The sequence below is a fragment of the Clostridium sp. AWRP genome, assembly GCF_004006395.2.
GTDB lineage: Bacteria > Bacillota > Clostridia > Clostridiales > Clostridiaceae > Clostridium_B.
Genome location: NZ_CP029758.2, coordinates 4,401,952 through 4,415,907, shown reverse-complemented (window position 1 = coordinate 4,415,907; position 13,956 = coordinate 4,401,952). Strand labels below are relative to the sequence as shown.

The 13,956-nt window shown below is 30.7% G+C and carries 11 protein-coding genes; 9 read left to right on the top strand and 2 right to left on the bottom strand.

Annotated elements, in window-relative coordinates; translation table 11 throughout:
* Window positions 1-93 precede the first annotated feature (93 nt).
* Both DMR38_RS20710 and murC read right to left on the bottom strand, forming a co-directional pair.
* On the bottom strand, window positions 94-414 hold the full coding sequence (locus DMR38_RS20710; protein ID WP_063557014.1) for a hypothetical protein: 321 nt from the start codon (window positions 412-414) through the stop codon (window positions 94-96).
* Window positions 415-480: 66 nt separating this feature from the next.
* Window positions 481-1,854 (bottom strand): UDP-N-acetylmuramate--L-alanine ligase, encoded by a 1,374-nt coding sequence (murC, locus tag DMR38_RS20705; RefSeq protein ID WP_127723517.1) that lies wholly within the window; start codon window positions 1,852-1,854, stop codon window positions 481-483.
* A 263-nt stretch (window positions 1,855-2,117) separates the two neighbouring features.
* On the opposite strand from murC, the gene purR reads away from it, so the two are divergent.
* From purR to mfd, 9 genes are all read left to right on the top strand, one after another.
* Entirely contained in the window at window positions 2,118-2,933 is an 816-nt protein-coding gene (gene purR / locus DMR38_RS20700) for a pur operon repressor (RefSeq protein WP_127724189.1), read from the top strand.
* A 101-nt stretch (window positions 2,934-3,034) separates the two neighbouring features.
* Window positions 3,035-3,325 carry a septation regulator SpoVG gene (spoVG, locus tag DMR38_RS20695; RefSeq protein WP_013240751.1) on the top strand — a complete coding sequence of 97 codons (291 nt, stop codon included), beginning with the start codon at window positions 3,035-3,037 and terminating at the stop codon, window positions 3,323-3,325.
* A gap of 182 nt (window positions 3,326-3,507) precedes the next feature.
* On the top strand, window positions 3,508-4,878 hold the full coding sequence (glmU, locus tag DMR38_RS20690) for a bifunctional UDP-N-acetylglucosamine diphosphorylase/glucosamine-1-phosphate N-acetyltransferase GlmU (RefSeq protein WP_127723515.1): 1,371 nt from the start codon (window positions 3,508-3,510) through the stop codon (window positions 4,876-4,878).
* A gap of 22 nt (window positions 4,879-4,900) precedes the next feature.
* Window positions 4,901-5,860 (top strand): ribose-phosphate diphosphokinase, encoded by a 960-nt coding sequence (locus DMR38_RS20685; protein ID WP_127723513.1) that lies wholly within the window; start codon window positions 4,901-4,903, stop codon window positions 5,858-5,860.
* 214 nt (window positions 5,861-6,074) lie between these two features.
* Window positions 6,075-6,761, top strand: a complete 687-nt coding sequence (locus tag DMR38_RS20680) for a response regulator transcription factor (protein WP_127723511.1) — start codon at window positions 6,075-6,077, stop codon at window positions 6,759-6,761.
* Complete coding sequence (locus tag DMR38_RS20675) at window positions 6,762-8,177, top strand: HAMP domain-containing sensor histidine kinase (RefSeq protein WP_127723509.1); 1,416 nt, start codon at window positions 6,762-6,764, stop codon at window positions 8,175-8,177.
* Window positions 8,178-8,259: 82 nt separating this feature from the next.
* Entirely contained in the window at window positions 8,260-9,438 is a 1,179-nt protein-coding gene (locus DMR38_RS20670; RefSeq protein WP_127723507.1) for a trypsin-like peptidase domain-containing protein, read from the top strand.
* A 91-nt stretch (window positions 9,439-9,529) separates the two neighbouring features.
* On the top strand, window positions 9,530-10,105 hold the full coding sequence (gene pth, locus DMR38_RS20665; protein WP_127723505.1) for an aminoacyl-tRNA hydrolase: 576 nt from the start codon (window positions 9,530-9,532) through the stop codon (window positions 10,103-10,105).
* Between the two features lie 275 nt (window positions 10,106-10,380).
* Complete coding sequence (gene mfd / locus DMR38_RS20660; RefSeq protein ID WP_127723503.1) at window positions 10,381-13,902, top strand: transcription-repair coupling factor; 3,522 nt, start codon at window positions 10,381-10,383, stop codon at window positions 13,900-13,902.
* Window positions 13,903-13,956 lie beyond the last annotated feature (54 nt).

Here is a 13,956-nt window from a genome sequence, read left to right as displayed (position 1 = left end):
AATAATCTTTATCTGTTCTTTGTTATTTGAACTTTGTTATTTTCAAAAGCTTTGTTTCGCAAAGTTCTTAATTTACTAATTCCAAATAGAGTATCATATGCTCATTTTATCCTCATTATCCCCTTCCCCTCTTGTAGGAACTGTAGACATGAGAAATCCAACTAGTACTGATACTAGGGCAGGTGATATTATATTTATATAAGCTATGTAAGAGGTTCTATATAATATTAGTGCAGTTATACCTGTTAAAAGTATGCTGATTATAAAAATATAAATTACAAATTTAGCAAAAGAACTAAAAAACTTTTTATATAGTTTGTGCCTTGTAGGGCCACTTATTATTTTTTGAAACAAAAAATATGATAATAGAATTAAAATTACGTCTACTGAAGCAGATATTAAAAAATTTTTCAAATAAAACACCTCCAATAGGTTTATTAATCTATAGTATTACCCTATTGGGGGCATTTTACACTCAAATTATTTGCTTAAATACATTTCTCCTACTTTAAATACATCTCCTGCACCTACAGTTAGAAAGAGGTCTCCATCTTTTAAATCAGTTTTTAAATAATCTACTATGGATTTAAAATCTGGAATATTAGTGCACTTTATACCACGTCTTGCAATTTCTTTAGCTAACATAGCAGAACTTACCTTGCCAGTGTCTTTTTCTCTTGCAGGATATATATTTGCTAAAATTAGTTCATCTACGTTGTCGAAAGCCTCAGTAAATTTTTTAAATAAGCTTATAGTTCGTGAAAAAGTATGGGGCTGAAATACACAAATTATTCTCTTATGAGGGTAATTTATAGCAGCATTTAAAGTTGCTTTTATCTCAGTAGGATGATGAGCATAATCGTCTATTACTGTTATGCCTTCCTTTTTACCCTTCAACTCAAATCTTCTGTGAGTACCTTTAAAGTTTTCCAATCCCATTTTTATGTTATCAGTGGATATATCTAAGATTAAAGATACAGCTGTACTTGCCAGTGCATTTAATATATTGTGTTTACCTGGAACATTCAAGTGTAAAGATGATATTTTAACATCATTTTTATATATATCAAAGGATGCACAACTTTTTTCATCAAAACGTATATTTTTAGCTGTAATGTCACCAGTATTAATTCCATAAGTTAATACGCTGCAGTTAACGCTTGATATAACATTTTTCATTCTTACATCGTCCGCACAACAAACTAAGTATCCTTCTTTTGGAATTAGATTTGCAAATTTTATAAAGGCATTTTGTATATCGTCTATGTCTTTATAATAATCAAGATGATCAGCATCTATATTTAAAATTACGCCTATGGATGGGAAAAACTTCAGAAAAGATCCTTTGTATTCACAAGCTTCAGTAATGAAATAAGGGCTGTTTCCTATTCTTACATTCCCATTTATATTGTCCAAGTTTCCTCCTACTAATATTGTAGGATCTAAATCGGCTTTAAGTGTAATACATGACAGCATGGATGTAGTTGTGGTTTTACCATGGGTACCTGCTACAGCTATATTATACTTATGACCCTTCATTATATGACCTAAAAGCTCAGCTCTGGACATTAGAGGAATGTTCAAGGCTTTAGCTTTTAAAAATTCTTCATTATTTTTTTGGATTGCGGCAGTATATATAACTAAATCTATATCTGGTTTTATATTTTCACTGATTTGTCCTATATAAATTGTAGCTCCTTTGGATTCTAATTTTTCTATTGCAGGAGAAGTTTTTATATCTGAACCGGATACTTTAGATCCCTTTTCTATTAAAATTTCAGCTAAAGCGCTCATGCTTACTCCGCCTATACCTATAAAATGTACTCTCTTATTTTTTATAAAATCAAATGACAACTGAATCACTCCTTTAATTTAACTAACTCATCTAATAATTATATACAAAAATTAATTAAAAAGCATAACTTTATGGATATAATTTATAATTTACAATATTTGAACTTTAAACTTTTTAAAAATTTTACAGCAATGAATTCTTAAACTACTAGTTGAGCTTGTAGTAAATAGGTGTTGATAAATAACATTTTTTAGAATACAATATGAATAATAGAATAAAATAGTAACATATTATTCGTAAAATTATATAGATGGGTGATAGAATGCAAAAGTTTAGTAGAAATCAGAGAATAGCTGCAGTAACAAAAATTTTACTTGAAAATCCTAATAAAATAATGGGTTTGAATAACTTCACAGAAATGTTTAACACTGCAAAATCTACTGTAAGTGAGGATATTGTAGTAGTGAAGGATACTTTAAATAAATTGGATATGGGGAAAATAAATACTGTATCAGGAGCAGCAGGTGGAATTAAATATGTATGTGGCATGTCAAATGAAAAGAAAAGGGAATTTGCTGAAAAATTATGTATTATTTTGAAAGATAGAGAAAGAATAATACCAGGGAATTTTTTATATATGACAGATATAATGTTTAACCCTAAGATAATATACACTGCTGGATTGATATTGGCATCTATTTTTATAGAAAAGGATATTGATTATGTAGTTACTGTTGAGACAAAGGGAATTCCGCTAGCTTATGAAGTAGCGAGGATGCTGGGAGTTCAACTTGTAGTTGTAAGAAGGGAAACAAAATTTACTGAAGGCTCTACTTTAACTATAAATTATGTATCAGGTTCTACAGGAAGAATTCAAAATATGTCTTTGTCTAAGAAAGCATTGAAGAAGGGAAGCAAGTGTATTTTTATTGATGACTTTATGAAGGCAGGAGGAACTGCTAAAGGTATAGTAGATCTTTTGAAGGAATTTGAAAGTGAACTTTTAGGAATAGGAATTTTAATAGACAATATAGAAATATCTAACAAATTAGTTAAAGACTATGTGTCACTAGTTGATTTTAAAGGCATTGATGAAAATGGAAATGCAATTCTATTTCCTTCTGAAATGTTTAACTAATAAAATTTTCAAAAAATTTTATTAGTTTTTAATAAAATAGGAAGGAAAAATACAAAATATAGAGAATAGTATATACATAAGCATCTTGGAGGTGGATTTATATGCAAATTACAGACGTTAGGGTAAGAAAAATTGCAGCAGAGGGTAAGATGAAAGCTATTGTTTCAGTAACCTTTGATAACGAATTCGTAGTTCACGATATAAAAGTTATAGAAGGTCAAAATGGTCTTTTTATAGCAATGCCAAGTAGAAAGACTCCTGATGGAGAGTTTAAAGACATTGCTCACCCTATAAATACTCAAACAAGGGAGAAGATACAAAAGGCAATTCTTGATGAGTATGAAAAAGTAAAAAGTGAAGAAACTGTTACCGAAGAAAAGGTTAAGGAATAATAAAAGGGAGTATTTATACTCCCTTTTATTATTCCTTAATAATTTTCAAAATACGTTTAAAATTATTATCCGAAAGTTATTTATAAGGTTGCAAATAACTTTCATATAAAATATAATATTATAGGATGTTTTAATAATATAATGTATAAAATTGAAGCTTATAACCATAAAGAGGTGTTAAAATGTATAATTGTGCTATAATATTGGCGGCTGGAGAAGGAAAAAGGATGAAGTCATCTAATCCTAAAGTACTTCATAGGGTTTGCGGAAGAGAAATGGTTAATATAGTTATTGATACTGTAAAGAAAGCACAAATAGAAAATATAGATGTGGTAATTGGCAAAGGTTCAGATGAGGTAAAAAAACATACTGAAAGTAGGAATGTAAGTTATTCTTTTCAGGAAAAGCAATTGGGTACAGGAAATGCGGTTTTATGTTCGGCAAGCTTTTTAAAGGATAAAAAGGGAACTGTAGCTGTATTTACAGGAGATGCGCCTTTAATAAAAGAGGATACTATAAAAAAGATGCTAAGTTTTCATAATGAAGGTGGATATAAAGCTACTATACTAACTTCTTTGGTGAAAGATCCTTCTGGATATGGAAGAATTATTAGAGAAAAAAGTGGAGAAGTATCTAAAATAGTTGAGCATAAAGATTGTTCACAGGAAGAACTTAGAGTAAATGAAATAAATTCAGGAATGTACTGTTTTGACATAGAGAGTTTAACGGAAAGCCTAGATAAAATACATAATGATAATGCTCAAGGCGAATATTATCTGACTGATGTTATAGAAATATTGAAAGGTCAAGAAAAAAAGGTTGGGGCATTACCAATTCCATTTGAGGAAACTATGGGAGTTAATTCAAGGGTTCAGCTTTCAGAAGCTGAAAGAATTATGAGAAAAAGAATAAATACAAAACATATGGAAAATGGTGTTACGCTTATTGATGTTGATAATACTTACATAGAGTTAGACGTTAAAATAGGTAAAGATACTATAGTGTATCCTGGAAATGTACTTCAAGGTAATACTGTAGTGGGCGAAAATTGTACATTGTATCCTAATTCTAGAATACAAAATAGTGTAATACAAAATAATGTAACAATTCAAAGTTCAGTAATACTAGATAGTACTATAGGGGAAAGTACTACTGTAGGACCTTTTGCATACATAAGGCCTGAAAGTACAATAGGTAAGTCTGTAAGAATAGGTGATTTTGTGGAAGTAAAGAAGTCAACTATAGGGGATAAGACAAAAGTGTCTCATTTGACATATATAGGAGATGCGGAAGTTGGAAGTGGATGCAATTTTGGATGTGGAACTGTTGTAGTAAATTATGATGGAAAGAAAAAGAATAAGACGTTAATTGGAAACAATTCATTTATAGGATGTAATACAAATTTGATCTCTCCAGTTAAGGTTAACGACGATACTTATATAGCAGCAGGTTCTACAATAACAGATGAAGTTCCAGAAGGAGCATTAGCAGTAGCTAGGGCTCGACAAATAAATAAAGAAAATTGGGTATATAAAAAAGGATTAAAGAAATAAAATTTTAGGAGGGCTTTACATAATGATAACCCATGGTAAGAATATTAAAATTTTTGCAGGCAATTCTCATCCTGAATTAGCTAGGCAAATAGCGGATATTTTGGGAACTAAAGTTGGAGATTCTAAAGTTTCTACTTTTAGTGATGGAGAAATATCTGTAGATATTAATGAGACAGTTAGAGGAATGGACGTATTTATAGTTCAATCAACAAATGACCCTGTAAATGATAATTTGATGGAGCTTTTAATTATGATTGATGCATTTAAAAGAGCATCAGCAGGGAGAATAACTGCAGTAATGCCTTATTACGGATATGCTAGACAGGACAGAAAAGCTAAGGCAAGAGATCCAATTACAGCAAAACTTGTAGCAGATATATTAACTGCTGCTGGGGCAGACAGAGTACTTACAATGGATTTACATGCAGCACAAATTCAAGGCTATTTCAATATACCTTTAGATCATCTTTTGGGAGCACCTATTCTTGCAAAGTATTTTATACAAAAGGAATTTGATAAGAGAGATGATATAGTTGTAGTTTCACCAGATCTTGGAAGTGTAACAAGAGCAAGAAAATTTGCCGACAAGTTAAATGCAAGCATAGCTATTATTGACAAGAGAAGACCAAAAGCTAATGTATCAGAAGTAATGAATATAATTGGAGACATAGAAGGAAAAACAGTTATATTAGTGGATGACATGATAGATACAGCTGGAACAATAACAAATGGTGCTAATGCTCTTATGAAACGTGGAGCAAAAGAAGTTTATGCTTGCTGCACACATGCAGTATTATCAGGGCCAGCAATAGAGAGAATAAAAGATTCTGTTATAAAAGAACTAATAATGTTGAATACTATAAGTTTACCTGACAGCAAAATGCTGGATAAATTTAAGATACTATCTATAGCTCCAGTGTTTGCGGAAGCTATAAAAAGAATATATGAAGATGTTTCTGTAAGTAAATTATTTGAGGATTAGAATTAAAAGGCATGTAGAAAATGTATTCTACATGCCTTTTAATTAAGAATATTAAAGTGTACGTAGTATTTATGACTTATTTGTAACTTTTGATAATATATTATTATTTATACAAAAATATGTGATAAATTTAATATAGAGAAATTTTCTTTATTACAAATAACATGATTGATGAGGTATTCATATATCAATATTTATTTAGGAGGGTGAAATTATGGAAGGGTCTATAGGTAAAATTTTAATAGTAGATGATGATGAAAATATATGTGAAGTAATAAAAATGTACGTAGAAAGTGCAGGATATGAGACAAAGGTTGTTAATGATGGTAAGACAGCAGAAACTATGTTCTTAGAATATAAACCGGATTTAGTGCTTTTAGATATAATGCTTCCAAATATAGATGGAATAGATGTACTTAAATGGATAAGAAAAGAATATGAGACACCTGTAATTATGCTTACGGCAAAAGGAGAAACTTTTGATAAGGTTTTAGGTCTTGAATTGGGAGCAGATGACTATATAGTTAAACCTTTTGAGGCCAAGGAAATGCTAGCTAGAATTAAGGCGGTACTTAGAAGGTATAGTGTGGATAACGAAAACAAGGAAGTACTAAAGTTTAATCAACTAACTATTGATATAAATTCATATACAGTAGTTTATAAAGATGATGAAATAAAAATGCCGCCTAAGGAGTTTGAATTACTACATTATCTTGCAAGTAATAAAAACAGAGTATTTACTAGAGAACAACTTTTATGTGAAGTTTGGGGTTACGATTATCCAGGAGATTCTAGAACTGTAGATGTACATGTTAAGAGATTAAGGGAAAAGCTTCAAGGAGGAACAAATTGGCAAATAGAAACTGTGTGGGGTGTAGGATATAAATTTGAGGTGAAGTAAATGAAAAAGGGGTTATTTTCAAAACTTATGGTTGCATTTACTGGAATCATTATAGTTAGTTTTGTAATGACATCAGGTTTTTTATCCTATTGGTTTGAAAGTTATTATTTTCAACAGAGAAAAGTAGAAATGCTTAGAGAATCTCAGCTTATAGAATATAAAGCTATACAGTATTTAAATGGGAATTTGACTTCAGATAATATAAATGAAACTTTAAGTTACATAGGAAAGTATTTATCAGCAGATATATGGCTAGTTGATAATTATGGATACATCTATTCTGTATCAAAAAGCGAGCATAAAAAACTGATAGCTACTTCTAGGCAAATAGTTACTAAAGATTTACAAGACCTTAGAGAGAATAAAACAGTTAATAAGATACAAAATTACCCAGGTATATTTACAACTCCAGTTCACACATTTGAAATACCTATTTTTTCAAATGGAGTTTTTAGAGGTGCTATAATGATGCATACTTCTATAAGTGAATTAAAGAGTCCTCTAAAGAGAGTGTATGAAATTATATGGATATCAGCTGTTTTGGCCATTATAATATGCTGTATTGTAATTTACTATTTATCACAAAAAATAATAATAAATCCCCTTAAAAAAATAAATTATGCAGCAGACAAGATATCCAAAGGAGAAGTTGAAAAGAGAGTTCATATAGAATCCAAAGATGAAATTGGAGAACTTGCGAAATCCTTTAACATTATGGCAGATTCATTAGAAAAAGTAGAAAAGCATAGAAGAGAGTTTATATCCAATGTGTCTCATGAAATAAGGTCTCCAATAACTTCTATAAAAGGATTTATTGGGGGAATGATTGATGGGGTTATTCCAGCAGAAAAACAGAACTATTATCTGTCAGTTACTTATTCAGAGATACAAAGACTTACGAGGCTTGTAAATGATCTTTTGGATTTATCTGCAATTGAAGCCGGTGAATTTAAACTTAGAATAGAAGAAGTTGATATAAATGAGATTATAAGACTATGTGTTATAAAATTTGAAACTAAAATAAATAATAAGAAACTAAAAGTAGATGTATTGCTGGAAGATAATAAGTTGTATGTAGCTGCAGATAAAGACAGGATAAATCAAGTGGTTACAAATTTAGTGGATAATGCTATAAAATATTCAGATATTGGTGGAAATATAAAAGTTTCAACTAAGGTTAAAGGTGAAAAGGCAGTTGTATCTGTTTATAATGATGGATCAGGTATACCGGAGTCAGATTTAAAACATATATGGGATAGGTTTTACAAGGTGGACAAATCTAGAACTTCAAAAGTGAGTACAGGGCTTGGACTTTCTATTGTAAGAAGTATACTTACTCAATTAGGTGAAGATATATGGGCTGAAAATAAGGAACCTAAGGGAATTATGTTTACTTTCACTTTAAAGAGGGTTTAAGGAATAATTACATTCTGTTCATATTTGTGTAAAAATTTTTTATTATAATTACTCTAAGTTTAGAGATTATGAGGTGTAATTAATGAATGATGATAACATAAAAGATGCTAATTGGGAAAATGTAAAAGATGATGAGGCAAAAATAAAGTTTGTAAATAGTAAGAAAAGGTCAAACATAAAAAAAATAGCTAGTTTGTTTTGTGTTATACTAGTAGCTGCAGTTTCTGGAGGTATATCTGGAGCATATGTAATTAATAAAAAACAGACTTCTAAAATTTATACACCTGATAATCGAATGTTAGTTGAACCAAACCAAGATAAAAGTGAAGTAAAAGATAAATCTGAAAACACGAAAGAAAGTTCTATAACAGAAGTAGCTGAGACTGTTGGACCTGCAGTAGTAGGAATAAGTAATAAAGCAGAAGGGTATTTTGGATTGCAGGATGCAGGAAGTGGATCGGGGGTAATAATTGATTCCAATGGATATATAGTTACTAATTATCATGTAGTGCAGGGAGCGGATAAAATTACTGTTAAGCTTTCAAGTAATAAGATATTAAATGCTTCTGTATTAGGAACAGATCAAAGATCCGATTTAGCTGTAATAAAAGTGGATGCAAAAAACCTTCCCGTAGTTAGATTTGGAGATTCTTCGAAAGTGAAGGTTGGGGACACTGCAATTGCCATAGGAAATTCATTAGGAGACAAATTTGCAGGATCTGTTACTGCAGGAATAATAAGTGCATTAAATAGGAAGATAGAGTACAATGGATCAATATATAAAGTTATTCAGACAGATGCAGCTATAAATCCAGGAAACAGCGGTGGACCTCTTTGTGATTTACAAGGTAATGTTATAGGTATAAATAGTTTAAAAATAGGTGCTAATTTAAATGCAGAGGGGATGGGTTTTGCTATAGACATAAATGAAGCAAAGAATATAATAAAATCTCTTATGAATAGTGGAAAAGTATCGAGGCCTTATCTAGGTATATCGGGAGAAAGTGTAGTGTCAGAGGATGATAAAATTCAAGGAGTTTATATTGAACAGGTAGAAAAAAATAGTGGGGCTGGTGTTGCTGGTATAAAGCCTACGGATATAATAATGCAGGTAGATGGTAAAAAGGTAAGAGATGTATCAGATATAGAAGAAGTAATAGAAAGTCATAAAATTGGAGAAAAGGTTGAGGCTGAAATTTGGAGAGATGGAAAGACTATAAAAGTGGAAGTAGTTCTCTCTGAATTAAAGGAAAATAAATAAAGAGACTTTTGGTCTCTTTATTATTTATGTCTTTTAGTATAATATATATTATGTAATGGATTTAATATAGTATTGAGATTGGAGTGAAATAATGTTTTTAATAGTTGGATTAGGAAATATAGGAACTAAGTATCAGCATACAAGACACAATATAGGGTTTGATGCTGTAGATTTAATAAGTAGTAAGTATAATATTCCTATAAATAGGGAAAAATTTAAAGGAACCTATGGAGAAGGTATAATATCAGATAATAGAGTAATGTTATTAAAACCGGGTACTTATATGAATTTGAGTGGAGAAAGTGTAATAGAGGCTGCAAATTTTTTTAAAATAAAAAGCAGTAATATAATAATTATATATGATGATATAGATCTTGAAGTTGGAAGGATTAGAATAAGAAAACATGGAAGTGCTGGAGGACATAATGGAATAAAGAGCGTAATAGCAAATTTAGGTACAGATGTATTCCCAAGAATAAAAATAGGGATTGGACAGCCTAAAGGGGATCTTGTATCTCATGTTTTGGGAAAATTTGACAAAAATGAAAGAAATGATATAGAAAAAGTTTTAGAAACTAGCGTGGGCGTATTGGAATGTCTCATAAATTGTGGAGTAGAAGAAGCTATGAATAAGTTCAATGGATTAAAAATATCAAGTGATTTTTAGGTTCAGATGGAGTTTGCTTATAAAGATGACTTTTTCCAGCTGAACCTTAGAATAACTTATCTAGGCGCGTAGTAGTGCTTATCCCCTACTTTGATAAAAGAGGGGGGGTGTTAGCAATGGTAGCGATCGGATAAAGCTTATACAAAATAATTCAATTGATACCGTATAATCTCTTTAAACAAAGAGATTAACGGTTGTTGTGCGTTAAATTAAAAAACTTAAGTGAAATGTTTATCTAGAGTCGGATGAATAAAATTTGTAGGGTGGTTGTTAAAATGAGATTAGATGGACTTATAAAACCTATGAGGGAAAGCAGAGAATTTAAAAATATTGTTGATGGAATAAGCAAAAAAAAGTTTCCTATAGGCGTATTTGGACTTTCAGAGTCAGCTAAAAGTTACTTAATATATGGAGTGTATAATGAAATAGACAAGCCTTTCCTAATTGTTACTCATAGTGATGTAGAAGCCAGAAAACTATATGAAGATCTATCCTTTTATTTAGCAGAAGTATACTATTTTCCTACTAAAGAGATGGTATTTTATAATATAGATGCCATATCAGGAGATTTGAGGTGGGAAAGGTTAAAGGTAATAAGGAAAATGATAGATACAGGTAGAAAAATTATAATAACTTGTGTGGAATCTCTAGCATCTACATATATACCTGTAGAGTTATATGAAAATTATATAATTAACATATCTGTAGGCAACGTTTTAAATTTAAAAGATATAAGTGAGAAATTGGTTCAAGGTGGTTATGAAAAAAATGAAATTGTGGATTCAAAAGGTCAATTTTCCATAAGAGGCGACATAATGGATATATACTCACCAATAGCTGCAGAAGCATATAGAATAGAGCTATTTGGGGATGAAGTAGAATCTATTAGAACTTTAAATTTAGAATCACAGAGAAGCATTGATAAAATAGACAGTATAGAAATATTTCCTGCTAAAGAGATTATACTTGATAAGGATAAGATTCAAAAGGGAAGAAAAAGTATAGAAGATGACGCAGCTCTAGTAGAAAAGAAATTAAAAAAGAGCAAGAATAAAGAAGCATTAGATAGAATAGATGAGTTAACAAAGAAAAACTTAGAGAATCTAGAGGAGAATTGGAGTTTTGAAAATATTGATAGTTTTCTTCCATATTTTTATGATAAGCCTACTTCTTTCCTTGATTATACTAAGGACTATTTTATAGTTATGGATGATGTACAGAGGTGTTTCGGGAAATTAAATAGTGTATATTTTGAATTTGAAGAAAATTATAAAAGCCTTTTAGAGAAGGGAAATATACTTCCCAAACAGAGCAAAATGTTATGTGCAAAATCTGATTTACTTGAAGAACTTAAAAATAAGGAAATTATGACATTAGATGCTATTGCTAAGTCCTCTAAGGTTATTCAACCTAAAACTATAACTAATTTTTCTCAGATAACTTTAAATAGTTACCAAGGACAGATGGATCTACTTATTGAGGATATTAAGGATAAAAAGTCTAGAGGATATAAAATTCTGATTTTATCTGGAACAAGACCTAGAGGAGAAAGATTGGTAGACACTTTAAGGGAAAGAGGCATAGAAAGTAGCTATAGAGATGTTATTCATGAGATTAAATCAGGGGAAGTTGTTATAACTTTTGGAAGTCAACTCAAAGGTTTTGAATATCCAGATTTTAAAGTAGGAGTTATATCAGATAAAGAAGTTTTTGGTAAAGCAAAAAAGAAGAATACAAGGAAGGTTCCTAAAAAGGGAGTAAGCAAAATAAAAAGTTTTGCAGAACTTAAGTCCGGGGATTTTGTAGTACATGTAAATCATGGTATAGGAATATACAAAGGGATAAAGCAGCTGGAAGTTCAGGGTCACAAGAAGGATTATTTGGAACTTATGTATGACTCCGAAGATAAACTGTATGTGCCTGTAGAACAATTGGATATGGTGCAAAAATATATAGGATCTGAAGGAAAGAGTCCCAAAATAAATAAATTGGGAGGATCAGATTGGGCTAAAGCGAAGAAAAAGGTAAAGAAATCAATAGAGGAAATAGCTGAAGATTTAGTAAAATTATATGCAATTAGGTCTACTTTAAAAGGTTACAAGTATTCAAAGGATACAGTATGGCAAAAACAGTTTGAGGATGAGTTCCCCTATGAAGAGACACCAGATCAACTTACAACTATACAGGATATAAAGCAGGATATGGAATCAGATAAGGTAATGGACAGATTACTTTGTGGGGATGTAGGATATGGGAAAACGGAAGTAGCAGTAAGAGCTGCTTTTAAGGCTGTTATGGATGGAAAACAAGTTGCATTTTTAGTCCCAACTACGATACTTGCGCAACAACATTATAATAATTTTGTTCAAAGGTTTTCTGATTTTCCTGTAAAAATAGATATGATAAGCAGGTTTAGAACAACAGCACAGCAAAAAGCATCCATAAAGGCAGTTAAAGTAGGAGACGTTGATATATTAATTGGTACTCACAGAATATTACAAAAAGATGTACAATTTAAAGATTTAGGACTTCTTATAATAGATGAGGAACAGAGGTTTGGAGTAAGTCATAAGGAAAAGATCAAAAAAATTAGAAAAAATGTAGATGTACTTACGTTAAGTGCTACACCTATACCTAGGACATTGCATATGTCTCTCGTAGGGGCTAGGGATATAAGTGTTATAGAGACACCTCCAGAGGAAAGATATCCAATTCAAACTTATGTAGTAGAATATAATGATCAATTAATAAGAGACGCCATATTAAGAGAAATAAATAGAGGGGGACAGGTTTATTTTGTATATAATAGAGTTGAGAGTATAAAAGAAATGGCTTCTTATATAGCCAAACTAATTCCAGAGGCAAAAGTAGCTGTGGCCCATGGACAAATGCAGGAAAGAGAACTTGAAAATATAATAGTTGATTTTATGAAAAATGAGTATAATATTTTAGTAGCAACTACTATTATAGAAACCGGTATGGATATACAGAATGTAAATACAATGATAATATATGATGCTGATAAAATGGGTTTATCACAACTATACCAATTAAGAGGAAGAGTTGGAAGAACTAATAGAATGGCTTACTGTTACTTGAGCTATAGAAGAGATAAGGTTCTTACGGAAGTAGCAGAAAAAAGGCTTAAAGCTATTAAAGAATTTACTGAACTTGGATCTGGGTTTAAAATAGCACTAAAAGATTTGGAAATAAGAGGTGCAGGTAATATGATGGGATCATCACAGCATGGTCATATGGCTGCTGTAGGTTATGATCTCTATTGCAGAATGCTGGAAGATACTATAAAGCTTATAAAAGGAGATATAGACAAAGAACCTGTAGAAACTACCGTAGAATTGAAAATAGATGCATATATACCTGATAATTATATAAAGAGTGAGGTTCAGAAAATAGAAATATATAAGAAAATAGCAGCTATAAGTTCCTATGATGATATGCTTGATATAAAAGAGGAATTGGAAGATAGATTCTCTGATATACCAACTTCAGTATACAACTTGATGGATATATCCTATATAAGAAGTATGAGTAAGAAAATCGGCATAGAGGAGATAAAAGAAGTAAGGGACGAAGTCGTTTTTTCATTTCAAGATCAAAATAGGGTTGACAAAAATGTGCTTAGGGAACTTTTTAAAACTTATCCACATGAGTTTGTGTTAAAGATGAATAAAAAGCCCGGGTTTGGGTATAAATTAAAAAATGTAAAAAGAGAAGATATTTTACATCAGATTAAGGAAATTGTGAAATATATGCTAAAAATATATGAACAAAAATAGCTTTGTAGTAAAAATAGTTTTGTGTTAAAATTAATTTATATTTTGCAAAACACA